Annotated in this window: 23 protein-coding genes; 3 read left to right on the forward strand and 20 right to left on the reverse strand. The window is 57.8% G+C overall.

Annotated features, from left to right (window positions below):
* The first annotated feature begins 352 nt into the window (after positions 1 to 352).
* The gene (locus tag B3R00_RS04595) at positions 353 to 2290 is read left to right on the forward strand and encodes an ATP-binding cassette domain-containing protein (protein WP_286997716.1); all 1938 of its coding nucleotides are present in this window, start codon (positions 353 to 355) and stop codon (positions 2288 to 2290) included.
* A 121-nt stretch (positions 2291 to 2411) separates the two neighbouring features.
* Here the strand turns inward: B3R00_RS04595 and B3R00_RS04600 are convergent, their stop codons facing one another.
* The 7 genes from B3R00_RS04600 to B3R00_RS04630 form a co-directional block, all read right to left on the reverse strand.
* A complete protein-coding gene (locus B3R00_RS04600) occupies positions 2412 to 3515 on the reverse strand; it encodes a protein-glutamate methylesterase/protein-glutamine glutaminase (RefSeq protein WP_286997717.1) in 1104 nt (367 codons plus the stop codon).
* Positions 3516 to 3532: 17 nt separating this feature from the next.
* Positions 3533 to 4171, reverse strand: coding sequence for a chemoreceptor glutamine deamidase CheD (gene cheD, locus B3R00_RS04605; protein WP_376747661.1), 639 nt, complete (start codon positions 4169 to 4171; stop codon positions 3533 to 3535).
* 102 nt (positions 4172 to 4273) lie between these two features.
* Positions 4274 to 5140, reverse strand: coding sequence for a CheR family methyltransferase (locus B3R00_RS04610; RefSeq protein WP_246253922.1), 867 nt, complete (start codon positions 5138 to 5140; stop codon positions 4274 to 4276).
* 98 nt (positions 5141 to 5238) lie between these two features.
* Positions 5239 to 5727 carry a chemotaxis protein CheW gene (locus B3R00_RS04615; RefSeq protein ID WP_174862276.1) on the reverse strand — a complete coding sequence of 163 codons (489 nt, stop codon included), beginning with the start codon at positions 5725 to 5727 and terminating at the stop codon, positions 5239 to 5241.
* A gap of 120 nt (positions 5728 to 5847) precedes the next feature.
* On the reverse strand, positions 5848 to 7995 hold the full coding sequence (locus B3R00_RS04620) for a chemotaxis protein CheW (protein WP_286997722.1): 2148 nt from the start codon (positions 7993 to 7995) through the stop codon (positions 5848 to 5850).
* A 39-nt stretch (positions 7996 to 8034) separates the two neighbouring features.
* Entirely contained in the window at positions 8035 to 8397 is a 363-nt protein-coding gene (locus B3R00_RS04625) for a response regulator (RefSeq protein WP_219163624.1), read from the reverse strand.
* Positions 8398 to 8447: 50 nt separating this feature from the next.
* Positions 8448 to 8894: a hypothetical protein gene (locus B3R00_RS04630; protein ID WP_286997723.1), complete on the reverse strand. Its 447-nt coding sequence runs from the start codon at positions 8892 to 8894 to the stop codon at positions 8448 to 8450.
* A 141-nt stretch (positions 8895 to 9035) separates the two neighbouring features.
* Between B3R00_RS04630 and B3R00_RS04635 the strand changes: the two genes are divergently transcribed.
* Complete coding sequence (locus tag B3R00_RS04635; protein ID WP_376747659.1) at positions 9036 to 10124, forward strand: hybrid sensor histidine kinase/response regulator; 1089 nt, start codon at positions 9036 to 9038, stop codon at positions 10122 to 10124.
* A gap of 80 nt (positions 10125 to 10204) precedes the next feature.
* The gene (locus B3R00_RS04640) at positions 10205 to 10834 is read left to right on the forward strand and encodes a response regulator (RefSeq protein ID WP_284214396.1); all 630 of its coding nucleotides are present in this window, start codon (positions 10205 to 10207) and stop codon (positions 10832 to 10834) included.
* Between the two features lie 99 nt (positions 10835 to 10933).
* Here B3R00_RS04640 and fliR read toward each other — a convergent pair whose 3' ends face one another.
* The 13 genes from fliR to fliF all read right to left on the reverse strand — a co-directional run bounded on the left by fliR (position 10934) and on the right by fliF (position 22068).
* Positions 10934 to 11695, reverse strand: a complete 762-nt coding sequence (fliR, locus tag B3R00_RS04645; RefSeq protein ID WP_286997728.1) for a flagellar biosynthetic protein FliR — start codon at positions 11693 to 11695, stop codon at positions 10934 to 10936.
* Positions 11696 to 11722: 27 nt separating this feature from the next.
* Positions 11723 to 11992, reverse strand: a complete 270-nt coding sequence (gene fliQ, locus B3R00_RS04650) for a flagellar biosynthesis protein FliQ (RefSeq protein ID WP_219163619.1) — start codon at positions 11990 to 11992, stop codon at positions 11723 to 11725.
* An 18-nt stretch (positions 11993 to 12010) separates the two neighbouring features.
* Positions 12011 to 12784 carry a flagellar type III secretion system pore protein FliP gene (fliP, locus tag B3R00_RS04655; protein WP_370892292.1) on the reverse strand — a complete coding sequence of 258 codons (774 nt, stop codon included), beginning with the start codon at positions 12782 to 12784 and terminating at the stop codon, positions 12011 to 12013.
* An 8-nt stretch (positions 12785 to 12792) separates the two neighbouring features.
* The gene (locus tag B3R00_RS04660) at positions 12793 to 13101 is read right to left on the reverse strand and encodes a FliO/MopB family protein (protein ID WP_376747660.1); all 309 of its coding nucleotides are present in this window, start codon (positions 13099 to 13101) and stop codon (positions 12793 to 12795) included.
* Between the two features lie 37 nt (positions 13102 to 13138).
* Positions 13139 to 13588 carry a flagellar motor switch protein FliN gene (gene fliN, locus B3R00_RS04665; RefSeq protein ID WP_219163618.1) on the reverse strand — a complete coding sequence of 150 codons (450 nt, stop codon included), beginning with the start codon at positions 13586 to 13588 and terminating at the stop codon, positions 13139 to 13141.
* Positions 13578 to 14582 (reverse strand): flagellar motor switch protein FliM, encoded by a 1005-nt coding sequence (fliM, locus tag B3R00_RS04670; protein ID WP_219163617.1) that lies wholly within the window; start codon positions 14580 to 14582, stop codon positions 13578 to 13580. Before fliM ends, fliN begins: the two co-directional genes overlap by 11 nt.
* 17 nt (positions 14583 to 14599) lie before the next feature.
* Complete coding sequence (locus B3R00_RS04675) at positions 14600 to 15136, reverse strand: flagellar basal body-associated FliL family protein (protein WP_286997732.1); 537 nt, start codon at positions 15134 to 15136, stop codon at positions 14600 to 14602.
* A gap of 210 nt (positions 15137 to 15346) precedes the next feature.
* The gene (locus B3R00_RS04680; protein ID WP_286997733.1) at positions 15347 to 16606 is read right to left on the reverse strand and encodes a flagellar hook-length control protein FliK; all 1260 of its coding nucleotides are present in this window, start codon (positions 16604 to 16606) and stop codon (positions 15347 to 15349) included.
* Between the two features lie 2 nt (positions 16607 to 16608).
* Positions 16609 to 17073: a flagellar export protein FliJ gene (gene fliJ, locus B3R00_RS04685; protein ID WP_286997734.1), complete on the reverse strand. Its 465-nt coding sequence runs from the start codon at positions 17071 to 17073 to the stop codon at positions 16609 to 16611.
* 18 nt (positions 17074 to 17091) lie between these two features.
* Positions 17092 to 18459: a flagellar protein export ATPase FliI gene (gene fliI / locus B3R00_RS04690; protein ID WP_286997831.1), complete on the reverse strand. Its 1368-nt coding sequence runs from the start codon at positions 18457 to 18459 to the stop codon at positions 17092 to 17094.
* Between the two features lie 40 nt (positions 18460 to 18499).
* Positions 18500 to 19309 (reverse strand): FliH/SctL family protein, encoded by an 810-nt coding sequence (locus B3R00_RS04695; RefSeq protein ID WP_286997736.1) that lies wholly within the window; start codon positions 19307 to 19309, stop codon positions 18500 to 18502.
* 30 nt (positions 19310 to 19339) lie between these two features.
* Entirely contained in the window at positions 19340 to 20335 is a 996-nt protein-coding gene (gene fliG, locus B3R00_RS04700; protein ID WP_219163611.1) for a flagellar motor switch protein FliG, read from the reverse strand.
* Between the two features lie 47 nt (positions 20336 to 20382).
* A complete protein-coding gene (gene fliF / locus B3R00_RS04705; protein WP_284214392.1) occupies positions 20383 to 22068 on the reverse strand; it encodes a flagellar basal-body MS-ring/collar protein FliF in 1686 nt (561 codons plus the stop codon).
* Positions 22069 to 22166 lie beyond the last annotated feature (98 nt).

The raw sequence follows: 22166 nt of genomic DNA on the forward strand, positions 1-22166 counted from the left end.
TTAAAGAATACCGTCTGAAATTTCTTTCAAACCTGACTCGCTGCGATCAGCGAAGCCTTGTATTGTAGCACCAATTTTTTGGTGTTTGAAAAAGAATTTTTAATCTTTATCATCTTTATCAAGCAGCTGAACTGCTCAACGAAGACCCGCATTGTACATCACTTTTTGAGTGTTGCAGAATTTCCTGCAAAGACCTTTTCAGCAACTTTCGCAAAACAACTGTCTGCGCTAGCAAGGAGCCGAACTATAGCACCGTTCGGCCATGTTTTTAGAAAAAACCTTTTCAAGCCCTGCCATCTCGATGGCAGGGCTTGAGGCAGCGCTTTGCGCTGCCTTGGATAATGGCGACAACATGGCACTTATTACCTTAATAGACGCACAGCTCGCATTCGGGCATGTGGCACTGCTGGATCACACCAGTTTTTCTCTGGAAACCAATGAACGCGTGGGACTGATCGGGCGCAACGGCACCGGCAAGTCTTCGCTGTTGAAAATCTTGGCAGGCATGGCACATGCGGATGACGGCACTTTGCAAGTGCAGTCTGGCGTTCGTATTGCCTATGTGGCTCAAGAGCCCAACCTCAATCCAGAGCACACCATCTTTGAATCTGCTTCTGAAGGTTTGGCAGAAGTCGCGGCTATCCGCGACCTGTATTTATCGGGCGCGGAAGGCGTGGATCTGGATGCGCTGCAGTCTCGCATTGAGGCACAGGACGCTTGGAACTGGGAGCAGCGCGTAGAAGAAGCGCTACAGCGCCTGCACTTGAACCCGGAAGCCAAAGTGAGCAGCTTGTCGGGCGGTGTGCGCAAGCGTGTTGCTTTGGCACAGGCCTTGGTGATGCAGCCCGATGTGTTGTTCCTTGACGAGCCTACCAACCATTTGGATTTGGATTCGATTGAGTGGCTGGAAGGTTTGCTCAAGGAATTCAAGGGTTCGATCGTACTGATTACGCACGACCGCTCGTTCCTAGACAACGTAGCCACGCGCATTGTGGAACTGGACCGTGGCCAGTTGATGTCTTACCCCGGCAACTTTGCGGCGTACGTGACCAACAAGGCCGAGCAGTTGGCACAAGAGGCGGTGATCAACGCCAAAGCCGACAAGTTGTTGGCGCAAGAAGAGGTGTGGATTCGCAGAGGTGTGGAAGCCCGCCGCACCAAGGCCACCGCCCGCATTACGCGACTGCAAGAGTTGCGTGCTGAACACGCTGCCCGCCGCACGGCGCAAGGCAATGTGAAGATGGACGTGAGCAGTGGCGAAAAGAGCGGCAAGCTGGTGTCCGAACTGACCCATGTGAGCAAGACCTTTGGCGACCGCGTGATCGTGGATGACTTCAGCGCCACGATTTTGCGCGGTGACAAGATTGGCCTACTGGGGCCCAACGGCGCAGGCAAGACCACCTTGCTCAAACTGATCTTGGGCCAACTGCAACCTGACCCAGCACCTGCCAACGCCCCTGCACCCGAGCCCGGCAACAGCCCATGGGGCACCGTGCGTTTGGGCACGAACGTCACCGTGGCCTATTTTGACCAGATGCGCAACGCCCTGGACTTGGATGCCACGCTGGAAGATTTCATCAGCCCCGGCAGTGAGTGGATTGAAATTGGCAACCAGCGCAAGCACGTCAAGAGCTATCTGGGTGACTTCCTGTTCTCGCCCGCCCGTGCGAACTCGCCCGTGCGCAGCCTCTCGGGTGGTGAACGCAACCGCTTGCTGTTAGCCCGTCTGTTTGCCCGTCCGACCAACGTACTGGTGCTGGACGAGCCGACCAACGACCTGGACATTGACACGCTGGAGTTGCTGGAAGACTTGCTGCAAAACTATGACGGCACGGTGTTCTTGGTCAGCCATGACCGAACCTTCTTAGATAACGTGGTCACCAGCACCATTGCCTACGAAGGCAACGGCAAATGGCGCGAGTACGAAGGTGGCGTGCAAGACTGGCTGACCCAGTCCAAGCGTGCCAAGGCCATGCAAGAGCAAGCCGCCAAAAAAGATGCCGGCAAGTCTGCTGCCAAAGCCCCAGTTGCAACGTCAGCGGCTCCCGCAGCTGTTGCGCCCGCAGTGCCCAAGCGCAAGCTCAGCTACAAAGAGCAGCGCGAGTTGGAACAGTTACCCGCCCAGATTGAAACCCTGGAAACCGAGCAAGCCGCAATCCGCAAGGCATTGGAGGACGGCACACTCTACGCAACAGACAATGCACGCGCCATGCAACTGCACACCCGCGATGGTGAGATTGATGCCGCACTGATGATCGCCTTGGAACGCTGGGAAGCGCTGTCCAACTGATAGCGTGATAGCGATAGAAAAAAAAGGAGCTGCTGGCGCTTGATATGCAATGGTTTCAGATAGAAAACTATTTGAAACCATTGATTCAAAGGCGCTAGCAGCTCCTTTTTTATATACAGGCTTAAATGCGGTGGCGCACGTCGGGCGATGCGCGCAGCTTGGCCAGCAGCGCGGGGGCAATCTGCGTCAAAGGCAGCACCTCATCGGCAGCGCCGTGGGCAATCGCTTCACGCGGCATGCCAAACACAATGCAGCTGGCCTCGTCTTGCACATAGTTGTAGCTGCCCGCGTCTTTCATCTCGCGCATCGCCGCTGCGCCATCGGCACCCATGCCGGTGAGCATGACGCCCGTGGCATTGCGGCCCGCAAACTGCGCCACGGATTTGAACAGCACTTCCACCGAAGGCTTGTGGCGATTCACCGGCGGAGCTTGCTCATCCACCACGGCCACATAGTTGGCGCCACTGCGCGAAATCGCAAACTGCTTGCCGCCCGGGGCAATGTAGGCGTGACCGGGCAGCAAACGCTCACCATGGGTGGCTTCTTTCACCGTGATCTGGCACAGGCTGTTCAGGCGCGCCGCAAAACTGGTGGTAAAGCCCGGCGGCATGTGCTGGGTGATGACAATCGCCGGCGCATCGGCCGGCATTTGTGTCAACACTTCCCGGATGGCCTCGGTGCCCCCCGTCGAAGCACCAATCGCAATCAGCTTTTCCGTGGACAACTTGCCCAGCAAGGTGGCACTGCTGAGGGCTGGCTTGACCACGGGGGCTGCGCCGTGCTCTACCGCGGCAGGCGCTGGCTTGACCATGCGGTGCACGTGCGCCGAAGCAGCGATGCGAATTTTTTCGACGATTTCGGTGGACAGCTGGCTCAGCCCATTGGCCACCCCCACGCGGGGCTTGGAGACAAAATCCACCGCACCCAGCTCCAGCGCGCGCATGGTGATTTCAGCACCGCGCTCGGTCAGGGTGGAGATCATCAGCACCGGCATAGGACGCAGGCGCATGATGCGCCCCAGAAAATCGATGCCGTCCATCTTGGGCATCTCGATGTCCAGCGTGATCACGTCCGGATTTTTTTCGCGAATCATCTCGCGCGCGACCAGAGGGTCATTGGCCGTGCCAATGCACTCCATATCCGGCTGACGGTTGATGATTTCGGCGAGCAAACTGCGCACCAGCGCAGAGTCGTCCACCACGATCACACGAGTCTTGCGATTCATTCTTACTGCACCCTCACTCAAAACAAGTCCACGCTGCCGCCCGCGTTGGTCTTGGCCAACTGCGCCGCACTGCCTCGTAAACGTTCTTGTTCCACCAAGGCTTCTGGATGCGCATGGGCCAAACGTTTGACCATGGCTTTGCCGGTGGCAGGAAAATAAACGACCTTGCGCGGATAAATATCCAGCACATCTTCCGAAACAATCGGAATCCGCTCGGTCTGCAAATACTGGGTCACGAAATCAGTGTTTCGCTCCCCCACATTCATGGTAGTGAAGTTGGCCATCACCTGACCACCCCCAAAAATTTTGGCCTGCATGCTCTCACGCCGCGCGCCCAGCTTGACCATTTCATTGATCAGCATTTCCATCGCAAAGGAGCCATAACGGCCGCTGACATCTGCGCTATCGCCTTCGGGCAGCATAAAGTGGTTCATGCCACCAATGTTCAGGGTGCGATCCCACAGACAGGCGGCAATGCATGAGCCAAGCACCGTGCAGATGACGATGTTTTCCCCAGTGACAAAGTATTCACCGGGCAGCACTTTGACCGCGTGGTATTGGAAGTGATGGTCAAAGTAGAAAAAAGAGGCTTCGCCCGGCTTGCGCGGTCGCTTGCGCAGCGCTTCCAACCCTGCCGTGCTTAGCCCAGCCTGCAACGGCTGGCGCGCGGCCCAAGATGCACCACTGGCACCAAACGGCTGTGTACTCATGGCTGCACCTTTGCAATCCGGTGCTGGGCATGCACGCGGCAATTCAATTTAGACCCGCTCATACACGGTCTTGCCGCGCAAGATAAACAGGTCACGCGATTCGCTGAAGTTTTCTGCATGCCCTACAAACAGCATGCCACCGGGTTTCATCACACGGTGAATCCGCTCTAGGACTTTGCGCTGCGTGGGAGCATCGAAATAAATCATGACGTTGCGGCAAAACACAATGTCAAACGGCTCCTTGAAGGGCCAGTCGTCACGAATCAAATTGACCTGCATGAAATCGATCATGCGGCGCAACTCTGGCTTCACGCGCACCATGCCCGCATTTGAGGCTTTGCCACGCATAAAGAATTTATGTAACCGCTCCTGGCTCAGGCTCTTGACGTTCTCCATCCGGTAGACGCCATTGGAGGCCGTTTGCAGCACCTTGGAATCAATATCACTGGCCGTGAGCTTGAAGTTGGCATTCGGCCCCAGTGCTTCTTGTGCCGTCAGCACAATCGAGTAAGGCTCTTCACCGGTGGAGGCCGCATTGCACCATACGCGCCATGGCGTGCTGGCAGGCTTGCTCTTGAGGTGCTGCGCCAAGATGTCGAAGTGGTGCTGCTCTCTAAAAAACGAGGTCAGGTTGGTAGTCAGGGCGTTGACGAACTCTTGCCACTCACGGGCATCCCCTTGCTTTTCCAGCCAAGTGAGGTAGTCATCAAAACTTTCATAACCGGTCTCCCGCAAGCGGCGCGAGAGACGGCTGTACACCATGGCATGTTTACCATCATGCAAGCTAATGCCCGCATGCTTGTAAATCAACGCTTGTACACGACTGAAATCTGCCGAAGTCCATGTGAACTCGCGGCCCTGCGACATCGGTCCAGAGGCCTGTGCGGTGTCAGTGTGTGGAGCAGTGCGAAGCATGAATAGTGATCACCCAATTGAGGCGCATGGCAAAGCGCTGCCAAAACCTGGCAACCCGCGCCAAGGCAGGCTGCCAGAAACCTAAAACGCAGTGTCGATTACTCGACAGGCGCCACCAGGCCCATATCCACGTTCGACATTTGCTTTTCAATGTCTAGCAAGATCAGCATGCGATCACCCACAGAGCCCAGGCCCAAGATGCAGCCATTGTCAATGGCGCTCTCAATGTCTGGTGCGGGACGGATGGCCTCAGGTGCCAGCTCCATCACATCGCTCACGGAGTCGACCACAATGCCAACCACGCGATTGCGCAAATTCAAGATGATGACCACCGTGAAGCTGTTGTACTCCACGGTTGAGCAGTTGAATTTCAGGCGCATATCCACAATCGGCACGATGGTGCCGCGCAGATTCACCACGCCCTTGATGAACTCCGGCGCATTGGCGATGCGTGTGGGCTGCTCATAGCCACGGATTTCTTGCACCTTCAGGATGTCGATGCCGTATTCCTCATCGCCCAAACGGAAGGTCAAGTATTCGCGGGCACCCGAGGCTTTGCTCCCCGCATTCTTTCCCATGATGCTCATTGCTTTCTCCTAAAGCGGCAGGGCTTTTTCAACACCCTCAAACCACCAAAAACTTTGTTTAACCGCCGCCTGTCTGTCGCTACAGCCACGCGGCCTGCCATTCACTACTCTGCCTCACGCTCAACGCGCGCGGCGCACCAAACTGCTGGTGTCCAAAATCAAAGCCACCGTGCCATCACCCAAAATCGTGGCGCCAGAGACATTCGGTACCTTGCGGTAGTTGCTCTCCAGGTTCTTCACCACCACTTGGTGTTGCCCCAGCAGCTCGTCCACCAGCAGCGCCACGCGGCTGCCGTCAGACTCCACCACCACCATGATGTCGCTGCGCTGGCTGGCTTCTGTACGCGGCACGCCGAACACTTTCTCCAGTTCGATCACAGGCATGTATTCGTCACGCACCTTGACCAGTTGCGAGCCCTGCGTGACGCTGCTGACGTCTGCCGCATTCACCTGGAAGGACTCCACCACCGAAGACAGCGGCAGAATGTAGACCTCTTCGCCGACCCCTACCGACATACCATCCATGATGGCCAACGTCAGCGGCAAGCGAATCGACACCCGCATGCCCACACCTTCCACCGAATCGATCTCTACTGATCCGTTCAGTGCGGCAATGTTCTTGCGCACCACGTCCATGCCCACGCCACGGCCAGACACGTCCGTCACGACATCGGCCGTGGAGAAACCCGGCGCAAAAATCAGCATCCAGACTTCGCTGTCGGGCATGCTGTCAGACACATCCATGCCCCGCTCACGCGCCTTCTTCAGGATTTTTTCGCGGTTCATACCCTTACCGTCATCGCGTACTTCGATCACGATAGAGCCGCCCTGGTGCGAAGCCGCCAGGGTCAAGGTGCCAGTTTCAGACTTGCCAGCCTTGATGCGATCCTCGGGAGACTCAATCCCGTGGTCCAGACTATTGCGCACCAAGTGCGTCAATGGGTCTGTGATCTTTTCGACCAGGCCCTTGTCCAGTTCGGTGGCCTCACCTTGCGTGACCAGGTTGATCTTCTTGTCCAGCTTATTCGCCAGATCACGCAACATGCGCGGGAAACGGCTGAAGACGGTAGACATGGGGATCATGCGGATCGACATCACCGCTTCTTGCAAGTCACGCGTGTTGCGATCCAAATCTGCCAACCCCGCCAGCAATTGCTGGTTGGCAGAAGGATCCAGTGCACGGCTGTTTTGTGCCAGCATGGCCTGAATGATCACCAGCTCACCGGCCAAATTGATCAGCTGGTCCACCTTTTTCACATCCACACGGATGCTGGTGGATTCCATCTGCGCCATGTTCGGGCGGGTGGCGGTCTTGGCAGCCGCAGCCACAGGTTTGATGGAAGGCGCACCCGGTGCACCGTCGAAAATGCCATAGGCTTCGCCTTCTGGCACGGCAGCAGCAGGGTGGGTCACTTCATCTGCGGAGTGCACCTCCGCAGCGGCTTCAGAATTGGCTTCAACCGGCGCAGCAGCGGACACCGGCGTAGCGGCAGCTACCGCATCCTGGGAGCTGATTCGCACCTGCTCTTTCGACACGTGAAACGCCATCAGATCCAGCAAATCGTCGTCGGTGGAGTGCGTTTGCACAGCGAACAAGCGCGTCTGGGGCTCATCACATGGCAAATCCTCTATGCTGCCCAAGCCGGGAATGTCGCGGAACAATTCTTTGACCGCATCCACAGACTCGATCACCTCCAAAGGCCCGATTTTGATGTGCAGGTGACGCAGACCATTAGGAGCCGCTGGGGCAGGCTGCGGCGCGGCTTGCACCACAGGTGCTGGAGCGGGGGCTGCCACCGCTGGGGCGGGGGCCGGGACAGGGGCCGCAGATGCCGCTACTTGCGCCCCTTCGCCAGCCGCTAATCGGCTAATACGCGCGACCAAATCTGCGGTCGGCAGCACATCGCCTTCGCCCCCCGCCTGGTGGCGGGCCAGCAAGCTGCGTGAAGCATCTGCCGATTCCAGCAAGACATCCACCATCTCCGGAATGGCTTTGATTTCGTGGCGGCGCAAACGATCGAGCAACGACTCCATCTTGTGGGTCAGCTCTGCGACATCCGAAAAACCGAAGGTTGCCGAGCCGCCTTTGATGGAGTGCGCACAACGGAAGATGCCATTGAGCTCTTCGTCATTGGCCTCGCTCAAATCCAGGTTCAGCAGCATCTGCTCCATCTGGTCGAGGTTTTCACCAGCTTCTTCAAAGAAGATCTGATAGAACTGAGTCAGGTCGAAGTCCGCTTCCGCTCCGCCTTGATGTGTATCCGCCATGTCGGTTCCTATCTTGTTATTAGCATCCGCTGAACTGTCTTAGCGAATCACCTTCTGCAATACTTCAATCAACCGGTTGGGATCAAACGGCTTCACCAGCCAGCCTGTTGCCCCTGCCGCGCGACCGGCTTGTTTCATCTGATCGCTGGACTCCGTCGTCAAAATCAAAATGGGCGTGCCTTTGAAACGCGGATGCTCACGCAGACGACGCGTCAGGCCAATCCCATCCAAGCGGGGCATATTCTGGTCTGCCAGCACCAGGTCAATATGCTGTGCCTCAGCCTTTTCCAAAGCGTCCATACCGTCAACGGCTTCAACCACCTTGTAGCCGGCCCCTGTCAATGTGAAAGAGACCATTTTTCGCATGGATGGAGAGTCATCAACAGCGAGGATCGTATGCATGTAAAACTCCAACGGACTTTTAAGTTTTGAGTGTGTGTAAGCGCTTGAGATCAAAACAGTTCAATTGAACCTGCATCCATCTCACTTTGCGTAACGGGGTTGGGGCGATCGGGTTGGAGGGCCATGATGGGGGCATCCAGCTCGTCCTCTTCACGGCCCATCGTCTCCGAGGCTAGGCGGAACGCACAGCCCTGTAAAACCTGGGTGGTATGCACAATCAGCTGTGTTGCCATGTCATGGAACTGCAGCTCCGTCACCGCGCTGCGCAATGCGGCGCGCGCCGCATCTACGCCAGGTTCTGCACCAACGCTGTCTCCGGAGAGCAAAACATTGGCTTCGCTGAAGCGCTCTAACAAATTCGTCGTGGCATGATTGAGCAAGCCTTCCAACCTGTGCAAATCCCGCATCACAACCAACAGGGAATCCTGTAATTCAGCCGCAACCATGACAGGAACCTGCACAACAGGCTCTGTAGATGGCGTTTGCGTTGATTGCATTGTTTCTCCAAGATGGGGGCACCCGCAGCATGCTTTTCTGGCACTCACAAGCCATTGTTTGGCCTATGGCGTACTCACAAAAGCGCGCGCTCACGGCATGAAGGAATCCACACCCGACAAGTATGTTCCAAGATGTATCCAATGATAGCGCCCAACGGCTCTGATAATCCAGCGCAGAAGCCTTTGCTTTTGCTGCACCTTGAAGATTCCGCTGCCGATCAGCGCTTGGCGCAAATCACGCTGCGCAAAGCGGGCATCATCTGCAACATCTCCTGCACAGATAACTTGCAGGACTTTATCAAGCTCTTGCAATTGCAAAGGTTTGATTTGGTGCTGGCTGACTACCATCTTCTGGGCTTTACCGCGCTCGATGCCTGGGAACGCGCACGCACGCTGGCGCAATGCCCGCCTTTTGTCTTGCTTTCGGGCGCGATTGGAGAAACCGCGGCCGTTGACGCCATCCGCCAGGGCATTGCCGATTACTTGCTCAAAGACGACATGGCACGCCTGCCCCACGTGCTGCTGCGCGCCCTCGAAGTGCACGAGGCGCGGCTGGCCAAAGACCAAGCCATGCAGGAGTTGGAGCGCTCGGAGCGCCAACTGGCCGAGTTGACAGAGCATCTGCAGCAATCGATTGAGCAAGAGCGTGCTGCGATTGCCCGCGAGATCCATGATGACATTGGCGGTTCTTTGACATCCGTCAAATTTGATCTGTCGTGGATTGACCGAAATGCGACAGCGCCCGAGGTGCAGGAGCACGCCCGGGCAGCCTTGGAGATGCTGCAACACGCTCTGGGCGCCAGCCAACGCATCATGATGAATTTGCGCCCCCCCGTGCTGGACCAGGGGCTGGTGGCTGCGGTGCAATGGCTGGCAGAGAATTTTGAGCGGCGCACAGGCATCGTGGTGCGCATGGATGCCCCCTCTCACATTGAGGTGCCCTCGGAGGTACAGGTTGTCGCGTACCGCACGGCCCAGGAAGCGCTGACCAATGTCAGCAAGTATGCGCACGCTACGGCTGTACACATTGATATGTCGAACGCCGAGGGGCATTTGACGCTGGAAGTGCGTGACAACGGGCGTGGCATGGGGGCCGAGCAGCGCAGCAAGCCCAAGGCTTTTGGACTGCGCGGCCTGGCAGAACGAGCACGCACCGTGGGCGGCTGGCTAGACGTGAGCAGCCAGGTCGGAAAAGGCACGAGCATTATTGTTTCCATCCCGCTCCCGTAAGATAGCTGCGTGCGCAGGACTGGACATAGGCTTTTTCTGCGCACCTTACGTCGCTGAGAAGCTTTCCTAGAGGTGACATATTGATTGATGTTGTGATTTGCGACGACCACGCCGTACTGCGACGGGGCATCCGTGACACGCTGTCCGAAGCGACGGATATCAAGGTACGCGCAGAGGCCGCCGGCTACACCGAGTTGCGAGAAGTGCTACGCGCCACCCCCTGCCACGTGCTGCTGCTGGACATCAACATGCCGGGGCGCAATGGACTGGAAGTGCTGGTGAGCGTGCGCGAGAGCTATCCCGAAATCAAAGTACTGATGGTCTCCATGTACCCGGAAGACCAGTACGCACTGCGCTGCCTCAAGGCCGGCGCCCACGGCTATGCCAACAAAGCAGGCGATCCGCTGCAACTGGTGGAAGCCGTGCGCGTGGTGAGCATGGGGCGCAAATTCCTCACTCCGGAAGTGGCGCAGATGCTGGCCGACAGTTTCTCCCAGCCTGCGCCTGAAGTGCCGCACGAGTCCCTGTCTGAGCGCGAAATGCAAACCCTGCAAAAAATTGCCACCGGCAAGCGCCTGACGGACATTGCCGAGGAGCTGATGCTCAGCCCCAAAACCGTCAGCGTCTACCGCGCCCGCGTGCTGGAGAAGCTGCAACTGGGCAATAACGCTGAGCTGACGGTGTACGCCATCCGGAACAATTTGGTCTAAAACCATAGCTGGTAGCGGTTAAAAATAAAGGACTCCAGATGAAAAACATCTTGAAGTCCTTTATTTTCAAGCGCCAGCCGCTCTACTTTTAGTCGTTTTCTAGACACCAAAAATCGACAGCGTTCGGTCAATCATGCTCAAAAAAGGCTGCTCCATCATGGGCAAAGTGGCCGTAATGCCCAGCATGCCCACCGTCAACGTGACCGGAAAGCCTACGGCAAACACGTTCATCTGTGGCGCAATGCGCGCAATCACCCCCATGGTCAGGTTCACAAACAGCAGCAGCGCCATCATGGGCAGGGCAATCCACAGCGCGCTGGAAAACACGGCACTGCCCAGCTCGTGAATGCGCATTTGGGCCACTGCCTGCAAGAACGAGCCATCCACGGGAAAAGCATCAAAGCTTTTGATGACTGCCATCAGCACCACCAAGTGGCCGTTAACGACGATAAAAAACAGCGTGAAGATTTGCACCAGAAAGCGCGAAACGGCGCTGAGTTGCGCGCCGCTGGTGGGGTCAAAGAACGACGCAAAGCTCAGCCCCATTTGCAGGCCAATCGCTTCGCCAGCCACCTCCATCACGGCGATGATGAGACGGGCAGAAAAACCAATCGCCAAACCAATGCCCACTTGCTGGATGACGCATGTCAGCGCCTGCGGTGAGTTCACCGCCACCCTGGGCTGGTCCAGCACCGCCTGGGCGCACACGGCCACCAAAAAAGCCAGCCCCACCTTGACCCGCATGGGAATGGCTTTTTGCGAAAACACCGGCGCGGCCGTGAACATAGCCAAGGTGCGCAAAAACGGCCAGATGATGGGTGAGAGCCACGCCATCAATTGCTCTTCGGAAATACCGATCACGCCTGCGCCTTCTTTCTGTGTACCTAGCTAGCCCAGCGCATTCGGGATGTTTTCAATCGTGCGGCGGATGAAATCCACCGTCGTACTCAACATCCACGGGCCGGCCACTGCAAACACCAGCACTGCGGCCACCAGTTTGGGCACAAACGACAAGGTGTTTTCATTGATCTGCGTGACGGCCTGAAAAATACTGACCACCAAACCCACCGCCAGCACCGTCAGCAGTACCGGCAGTGAAATCATCAGCAACAAGGTCAGCGCTTCGCGACCGAAGGTCAACACCATTTGGGGCGTCATGACACAAGCCTTTCAGGTCTAGATGGCAAAGCTGGAGGCCAGCGAGCCAATCATCAGGTTCCAGCCATCGGCCAGCACAAACAGCATGATCTTGAACGGCAGCGCCACCAGCACGGGCGAGAGCATCATCATGCCCAACGACATCAGAATGGATGACACCACCATGTCGATGATCAAAAACGGAATAAAGATCATGAAGCCGATCTGAAACGCCGTTTTCAGCTCACTGATCACAAATGCAGGCACCACCACGCGAAAGGGCGCATCTTCAATCTGGGTGCCTGGCTCCAGCTTGGCCAGGCGCGCAAACAGCGCGTAATCGGTCTGGCGTGTTTGGCGCACCATGAACTCACGCATGGGCACTTCGGCTTTTTTGACAGCCTCTTCAAACTGCATGGTGTTCTTGGTGTACGGCAAGTAAGCCTCTTCGTACACCCGATCCAGCGTCGGCCCCATCACAAACAAGGTCAAAAACAGCGACAGACCAATGATCACCTGGTTGGGCGGCGAAGACTGCGTACCCAGCGCCTGGCGCAGCAGGCTCAGCACAATCACGATGCGGGTAAAGCCCGTCATCATCAACAAAATGGCAGGCAAAAACGACAAGGCCGTAAAGAACAGCAAGGTCTGAATGGGCACGGAAAAACTGTTCCCGCCGCTGCCCGATCCCACCAGGATCGGCAAGCTGGGCGCAGCAGTTTGCGCCAGGGCGGCGGGCATCCAGCAAAAAGCCGCCAAAGCGGCGGCTGCTGCGGCCCAAGGGGCCTTCGTGGCAAAAAAGCCGAATCGCATGTGTGCTCTCATGATTGCGGAGCTTGCACGCCCTCTTGGGCTTGCGACATTGCACCTGCAAAACTCACAGGCGCGGGCTGCTGCGCAGCAGCTTGCCCCAGAACGTGCAAACAATGAATGCTTTGGGCCGTAACGCCCAGTACCAGGCAAGTTTTTTGTGCGCCATGCCCCACCTCCACCGTCACCACGCGCTGGCCCGGCCCCACCGCCACCGATGCCAACACCTGCGCGCTGGTGCCCGTGACATTGCGCCCCGCTTGCTGACGCTGCTGCCAGCGCTTGAGCAACCAGGGCAGGCAGGCCAACGCACCGATCATGACGAGCAGCACCAGCAGCGAGGAGGTAAAGCCGGTGTTATCCACGGCTGACGCGGCGCAGGCGCTCCGAAGGTGTCACCACGTCGGTCAAGCGGATACCGAACTTGTCGTTCACCACCACCACTTCACCTTGTGCAATCAGATAGCCATTGACCAGCACGTCCATGGGCTCGCCAGCCAAGGCGTCCAGCTCCACCACAGAACCTTGTGCCAGTTGCAAGATGTATTTGATAGGCACCTTGGTGCGGCCCAACTCCACCGACAACTGCACGGGAATGTCGAGCACCATATTGATGTCGTTCACGGGCACTTCGGTGCCCGCTGTTCCCGCAGGGTAGGCGGGGTTGCCGCTCAATGGGCCACCTTGCTCTGCATCCAGCGCTGCTTGTGCATCGTCGGTCTGCTTTTGCTCATCCAGCGCTTCCGCCCAATCCGAGAAGGGATCATCACCTGGAACGCTGCCGTTGTTGTTTGGGTCAGTTGCCATTCGTCTCTCCGGTCGAATTTCCATCCACACCGCGCAAACATTGCTCGATGCGCACGGCATATTTGTTGTTGTGCGTGCCGTACTGGCACTCAAAAATTGGTACGCCGCCAATCGATGCACGAATCCGTGGCTGGCGGTCTAGCTCGATAAAGTCGCCAGGCTTCATGGCCAGCATCTGCTCCACCGTAGCTTCGGCGCGCGCAAGCTCTGCCACCAGCGTCACTTCCGCCGATTGAATTTCTCGCTTCAGCACCTTCACCCAGCGGCGATCCACTTCCATGGAGTCGCCTTGGGTAGACGAGTACAAGATGTCGCGGATGGGCTCCAGCGTGGCGTAGGGCATGCACACATGGATCGAGCCCGACACATCGCCAATTTCCAGCTGGAACGCAGTAGACACAACAATTTCACTGGGAGTGGCAATGTTGGCAAACTGCGGCTGCATTTCCGAGCGCTGGTAAGCCAGCTCCAGCGGGTAAATGCCGTGCCACGCTTTTTTGTATTCCTCGCTGATCACATCGACCAGACGATTGATCACGCGTTGCTCGGTGGCAGAGAAATCGCGGCCTTCGATACGCGTTTGCAAACGGCCCGCGCCACCGTACAAGGTATCGATGATGCCGAACACCAGCGAAGGCTCGCACACGATCAGACCATTGCCGCGCAAAGGGCGAATGGCAACGATGTTGAAGTTGGTGGGCACAGCCAGGCGGCGCAGGAAAGCGCTGTAGCGCTGCACAGTCACCGTGCCCACTGAAACTTCAGGGCTGCGGCGAATGAAGTTAAACAGACCAATACGGAAATTGCGGGCAAATCGCTCATTCACAATTTCCATGGTGGGCATACGCCCCCGGACGATACGTTCTTGGCTCGAAATGTCGTAATTGCGAACCGAACTCTCATCAACGTCTTCGATATCCGATTTCTGGCGCTCGCCCGTCACCCCTTCCAAAAGGGCGTCGACTTCCTCTTGTGACAGGAAAGAATCACTCATGCCGTTGCTCCTCGCGCTTACTGAATAATGAAGCTGGAGAACAGCACACGGCGAACCGGGCTGCTGCGACGGCGTGGACGGTCATCCTCTGGCTCTGCAGCGTCTGCGCGCGCAGAACCAGCGCCCAGCGGACGCGTCACTTCGCGCAAAATATCTGCCGCCAGCTTTTCCTTGCCTTCGCGCAGCAGCAACTCATCGGCCGTGCGTTGCGAAACCAGCATCAAGACACCGTTGCGGATACTGGGCATGTACTGTTTCACCAGCGTGCTCGTGGCCTCGTCTTGCAGCTCTAAAGTGATGCCAATTTGCGCAAAACGGTCACCGCCCGGGTCTGCCAAATTCACCACCATATTCTCCAGTGGCAGGAAAGTGGGAACCAGGGTGGCAGTTTTGGCGGGGGCATCCTCACCGTACACGTCCCCCTGCGACTTGTTTGTCATCACCAGCAAGACCGCCGCTACCGCGACAACGAGCAAGGCGACCAAAGCGCCGATGACGATCAATTTCTTGCTCTTGGCTGGCGCCGGAGCGGCGGCAGAATTGGTTGCGGCCACGTTGTATTCCTTGATGGATAAAGAAAGTTGGCAAACCAACCTTGAACTGAACCTGCGCTAAGCGCTCGCACGTAACACGTGCTTATAGGCTGATTATTTCTTGAAAGCCAGAAATCATAGCCAGAATAAAAGGCGCAAATATCCAGCAAATCAATCGTCTGAGCCCGTCACTCGCTTTCTCTGCTTGGCGAAGGGCCTTGCACAACGAGGTTAAGCGTACAAATCCAGGCCTTGGGCGCGCTGTGAACGCGCTGCAGGCACCTCCGGCACCACCGGGACTGCCACCTGCGCCTGCTGCACCGGCGAAGCCTCCCAAGGATTGCGCGAACCTTGCTGGGGCGATCCATTACCGCCTTGCCCCTGGCCGTCGGCTTGCACCGAGACACCCGCCAGTTGCACACCCTGCTGCTCTAGCATTTCACGCAGCTGCGTCAAGCTGGCATCCAACAATTCACGTGTTTGCGCCTGGTCCGCCCGGAAGGTGACATGGGCTTCATTGCCGCGCACCGATACTTGAACCCGTACAGGCTGCCCATCTTTTTCCAACACGACTTCCGCGCGCTGGTTCTTCCCTTGCAGCCAAAAGCGCATATCTTCCACTGGCGCTTCCGCTTGGGGATCCAGCATCGCATCTTGCGCAGACTGCGCCTCTTGCACTGCGGCCTCTGTCAAGCGGGTACCGCTACCCTGCCCAGCAGACAGCCACTCTGCCGTATTGGCAGCACTTTTTGCGCTTTCGCTGCGCTCGGCAGCTTGGGGCCGAGCCCCTGCGCTGGCGGCAGCCCACTGTTCGACCTGCCCCATCAAGCGCTGCAACGCAGGGTTTACAGGCATTTGCGGGTCTTCCAGCTTCCAAGCACCGTGCAACGCCACGCGACCTTGTGCATCCGTATCCGTAGACAAGCCCTCTGATACGGTCTGCGCCACCGCGTCTGCGAGGTCCGTCGCTTCTGCCAGCACGGCGGAAGCGACTGCCACAGCAGCAGATGCCCCGGTCTGCACGGGCGCGGCCACCACCGACTGCACACCCGCGGCAACGGTCGCTATACGCTGCCCCACAGCCACATCAGGCTGTGCCCCCGCGATCAAACCGCCCGCGGTGGCCCACAACAAGCCTGCATCTTGTTTGGCCTGCAAAAAGCTGCCATCTTGCAATGCCGCATCGGCATCCAATTTGTCCAATTGCTGAGTTTGGCCGACCAAACTCTCCAAGCTCAACCCCAAAGGCAAGGATTGCAGCGCATCGGTCAACAGGGCTGCATCCGGCGGCACCGCCAGGTCGATTGCCTGCGCCCCGAAGGAGGGGGTACTTGTGCCTGCCTCAGCATCTTGCAAGCCTTGCAGCAACTGCGAAAACACAGGCGCTGACGTCTGGCCTTCTGTTACCTCTTTGGCTTTGTCTATTTTTTCTGGGGTTTGCGGCTTGGGCGACTTGGTCGCTGTGGGTGCAATAGCTTGCTTCATATCCATGGTTAGACCTCCTGGAACTGCAAACCAAAAGTTCGCCCAATGAACTGCAGCGCCGCGCGCTCATCGGTTTGTTTCTGTTCACGGCGCATTTGCGCCAGCGCGATATCACGGCGACGCGTTTCGACCACTTTGTTCAAGCTGGTCAAACGCAGCTCGGTCGCCATCAAGGCTTTTTGTGCTGCCTCCAAGCGAATGGCTTGATCAGCCATCACCTTGACTTGCAGATCCATCGCATGCTGCAAGCGATCCATGAACTGCCGGTGATGCAGCATCACTTCCGGCTTCATGGTGGCCCCTTCGCTGGCGCCCCAGCGCTGCTGCATCTCAAGGGCATAGCTTTGCAGTTGCTCCATCTGGGACTTGGCCGCGTCATGGGCACGCTGACGCTCACGAAGCGCATTGCGCGCTTCATCGCGTTTACGTACTGCCATATCAATGGCGATCATCAATGCATTGAGTGACGACATTCCACATCCCTCTGGTTATCAATTTTGCGGATTCAACACCGCAGCCATCTGCGCCAGGCTCTCTTCCATCGAAGCAGACTCAAACATCGTCTGCTGCAGAAAACTCGCCATCGCAGGCTGCAAACGGATCGCCTCATCCACCTGCGGGTCAGAGCCGCTAACGTAGGCTCCTACTTGTATCAAATCCTTGCTTTTTTGATAGCGCGAATAGACGGCTCTAAAGCGTCTAGCTAACTCGAAGTGCTCTTGTGAGACCACGTTGTGCATCACCCGCGAAGCGGATTGCTCTACATCAATGGCGGGGTAATGCCCCTGCTCCGCCAATGCACGCGACAACACGTAGTGCCCATCCAAAATCGCACGTGATGCGTCGGCAATCGGATCTTGCTGGTCATCACCTTCTGACAGCACCGTATAAAAAGCCGTGATCGAGCCCACGCCGTTCAAGCCATTGCCGCTGCGCTCTACCAGTGCAGGCAATTTGGCAAAACACGATGGCGGGTAGCCCTTGGTTGCAGGAGGCTCACCAATCGCCAGCGCAATTTCACGCTGGGCTTGTGCATAGCGGGTGAGCGAATCCATGAGCAGCAGCACATGCTTGCCTTTGTCTCGAAAATGCTCGGCAATCGCGGTGGCATAGCTGGCGCCTTGCATGCGCAGCAAAGGCGGCGCATCCGCAGGGGCCGCCACCACCACCGCCCGCGAACGGTCTTGGGCACCCAAGATGTCTTCCACGAACTCTTTCACTTCGCGGCCACGCTCGCCAATCAGCCCCACCACGATCACATCGGCCTTGGTGTAGCGCGCCATCATGCCCAGCAGCACCGACTTACCCACCCCCGAACCCGCAAACAGCCCCAGGCGTTGACCACGGCCCACGGTCAGCAAGCTGTTGATCGCACGCACACCCGTATCCAAGCTCTCGCGCACAGGTGCGCGCTCCATGGCGTTGATGGGCTCGCGGTCCAGCGGCTCGGCCACCACGTTATCTAATGCGCCTGCATGATCCAGCGGAATCCCTTGCGAGTTCACCACCCGCCCCAGCAAACCATCGCCCATCGGCAAGCGCAACATGCCCGTCGCCAGCGTTGGCGCTTCGGTATCCCCCCAGCGCAGGGGCGGTGCAAACGGCTCTGCCGGTGTGACCGTAGCGCCGCACGACAAGCCTTGAATATCGCCCGCAGGCATCAAAAATGCTCTATCGCCCGCAAACCCCACCACTTCGGCCAAGACAGGCTCTGCACCTGGCATTTGCAAATGGCATTGCGAACCCACGGGCACACGCAGCCCGCTGGCTTCCAGCACCAGCCCCGTCAAACGGGTCAAGGTTCCGTGGCTGTGCAAAGGCAAAGGCTGATTCACACGCTCGCGCCCTACGCGCAGCATCGCTTTCAGCGGTGCAATCGGTGCATCTATCTGCACTTGCTCAGTTGCCATGCGGAGCACCCTCATACCAGGTAGACACCAGACCCAACGCTGCTACCGCACGCTGCCAGCGGCGCTCCAGGCTGCCATCAATGTGCGCGCCCTGGCTCTCCACCATGCAGCCACCCGCTGCCACGCTGGGGTCGGCCAGCCATTCCACCTTGGGGTTGGGCAGCGCAGCGCGCAAATGCGCTTCCAAGTTTTTAAAGTCTTCGGGGTTTAACCGCACCAGTGCAGGCTTGGTTTCTGCACCCAGCATGTCCAGTGCTTCTGCCACCACAGGCTGCAAAGCCTGCGGATTGCAGCGCAATTCTTGGCGCACCACTTGCCGGGCAATATCGCAGGCCAGCTGCAGCAGATCCGGCGCTATTTGCTGCTGCAAACCTTGCAAACCTATTTGCGCCGCGTGCAGCACTTCGCTCAAACGCTGCGCGGTTTCACGTCCCAGATTGTTCTGGTAGTCCGCCATGCGCGCTTGCCACTCTTGGGCTGCCTGCTGCTGACCTTGCTCCAGACCTTGCTGGTACGCCTCTTGGCGCGCTTGCTCCAGTTGCTGCTGCAACACCTCTTCGGAATAAGAAGGCGCAGCAGGCTCCACCTCCTCGGCCTGCACAACTTCGTCAGGTGCCTCTTCTGCAGAGGCGGGCTGCGACTGAGCCTCCACCTCTGGCGCAGGGGGCAACAATGCGGGATCCAGCGTCATCTCTGGCATGGCGGTAAAGCCATGGAGAGTGCCGCTGCGCACACCACCAAAGTGCCATTGCCGCACATGCTGGTGGTCGATTTCTTCGCTGGGAATAAAACGGGTCATGTTCGCCTACTCGTACGCTGGATGTGTGCCTTAGACAAAACTGTCTTCTGGGCCACCACCCAGCGTGATCTGGTTCTCGTCGGCCAGGCGACGCACCACCTTGAGGATTTCCTTTTGCTGCGTTTCGACTTCGGACAAACGCATAGGGCCACGCGCTTCCAAGTCTTCGCGCAGTGCTGCGGCAGCGCGCATGGACATATTCGCCAGAATCTTGTCGCGCACTTCCATAGAGCCCCCCTTGAGCGCCACGATCAGCGTCTCGGAAGCCACCTCGCGCAGCACCAGCTGCAGCGAACGGTCGTCCAGCTTGACCAGGTCGTCAAACACAAACATCTTGTCCATGATCTTCTGTGCCAAGTCCGCGTCGTAATTGCGGATCGTGTCCAGCACGGCCACATCGGCATTGCCGCCCAGCAAGTTGATCATTTCGGCCGCCGTCTTCACGCCACCCAGTGAGGTCTTGCGAATCTTGTCGCCACCGGCCAACACCTTGTAGAGCACTTCATTCAAGTCTTTCAGGGCCGAAGGCTGGATACCCTCCAGGGTCGCCACACGCAGCACCACTTCGCTGCGCAAGCGCTCTGGCAGCTGCATCAACACAGCCGCCGCCTGATCGAACTCCAGGTGCACCAAGATAGCCGCCACGATCTGTGGGTGCTCATTGCGCAGCAATTCAGCCACCGACACCGGATCCATCCACTTCAGGCTTTCAATGCCTGAAACATCGCCACCTTGCAAAATGCGGTCAAGCAGCAGCGCCGCCTTGTCATCACCCAACGCACGGCGCAGCACCGATTTCACGTAGTCGCTGGCATCTTCCACCAGCAGGCTTTGTGCGGCGCAGTCATCGGTGAAGCGCGCAATCACAAAGTCCACTTTTTCTTTGGACACCCCGCGCATACGCGCAATGGTTTCGCCCAGCTTTTGCACTTCTTTGGGCGACAGGTGCTTGAACACCTCAGCCGCCTCTTCCTCACCCAAGGACATCAGCAAAATGGCGGCGTCGTTCAGACCTCGATCATCCATAACAAACTCTTTGTATTCTGTGAATAGTTAGTGCGTGGGGGCAGCGCTTAGTGGCTCTCGCCATTGACCCAAGTCTTGACAATATTGGCCACCGCAATCGGGTTTTGCTTCGCCAGCGCACGGGCTTGCTCCAAGCGCAACTGCTCAGGGCTAGGCTCACCGGGCTTGAGCGGCGCCGCCAAAGCAGGGCGCTCCAGCTCTTCGGCTTCCAGCAGATCCAGTTGTTGTGCCAACTCCTTCTTCTTGCGCGCCTTGAGAATGGGGCGCACCACGCCAAACATCAAAATCAAGGCAGCCAGCACCAAGCCCACCGGCCACATGATGGTCTTGATCAGCTCAATGGTTTCAGGCTGCTGCCACACCGGCAGATCGGACGCCAAACGCGCTTCTTGCTGGAACGGCGTATTCATCAAATTCACCGAGTCACCACGTTCCGCGTTAAAGCCAATCGTCTCGCGCACCAGGGCCAGCATTTGCGCTTGCTGTGCAGCCGTCATGGCTTGCGGCGATACAGCGGCACCAGGCTCCGCAGGTGTGCCGGGCAAATAATTCACCACCACCGCAGCGGTCATGCGCTTGATAGAGCCCGTGCTGTTGCGTGTCACGCGCACCGTCTTGTCCACTTCGTAGTTGGTCACCGACTCACGCTTGCTGCCAGGAATGGCCAAGATGTTGGTGTTTTGCCCATTGGCTGCCTGCAAAGGCTGCGCTTGGCCATTGATGGGTGCCGCAGCAGTCTGGGGTGGCTGATTGCTCACCGCACCAGGCACACCGGTAGGTGGAACCGGCTCTTTTTCACCGGTCGCTTCCAGCACTTGCTGGCTACGAATCGCGCTGGGTGCCTGACCTTGGTTCGGTGCGTGCAACTCAGAGGTCGACTCTGTGCGCGAAAAATCCACCTCGGCGGTCACCTGGGCCTTCACATTGCCCTTGCCCACCACCGGCTCCAAAATGTCCAAAATACGCTGGGTGTACTGCTTTTCCAGCTGCTGCTGGTACATCAGCTGCTGCAGGTTCACAGGACTGTCTTCGGGGTTCGTGGTTTGCGACAACAGCTTGCCCGAATCGTCCACCACGCTCACTGCACCGGGCAGCATTTCAGGCACGCTGGAAGAGATCAGATGCACGATGCCCGCAATCTGCGTGCGATCCAGCAAACGGCCGGGGTACAACGTCAGCAACACCGAAGCCGAAGGCTTTTGCTGCTCGCGGAAAAAACCGTTCTGATTCGGCAGCGCCAAATGCACGCGGGCGTTTTGCACCGCAGACAGCCCCAGGATGGAGCGTGTCAACTCCCCCTCCAAGGCGCGCTGGTAATTCACACGCTCTTGAAACTGCGTAATACCAAACTTGCTGGCTTCCATGATTTCAAAGCCAGACACCGCCCCCTTGGGCAAGCCCTGCGTCGCCAGCTTCAAACGCACATCATGGATGCGATCCGCTGGAATCATGATCGCGCCACCACCTTCGGTGTACTTGTAAGGCACGTTCATGGAAGCCAACTGCGAGACGATTGCGCCACCATCTTTGTCGCTCAGGTTGCTGAACAGCACGCGGTAGTCAGGCTGGCGGCTGAACATCATGGCCGCAATCACCCCCGCCACCACCAAAGCGCCCACAGCACCAATCAAGATGCGTTGATTACGGTCGAGGCCTGCCAGCCGCTGCTGCCAATTGGCAGGGCTTGCGGCGGGAGGACTTGGTTCAACAGGAATTTCAGCAACTGCGGACATGTTCTTTTCCAAATGGGGTGCTTGGGCCCGACACGGAGCCCAACGTGATGCCGATTATTCAAACTTCCCGCTTGGGCGTTCCCCAGATAAAGCCGCCG

The organism is Comamonas sp. UBA7840, from assembly GCF_002501455.1.
Lineage (GTDB): Bacteria > Pseudomonadota > Gammaproteobacteria > Burkholderiales > Burkholderiaceae_C > Comamonas > Comamonas jiangduensis.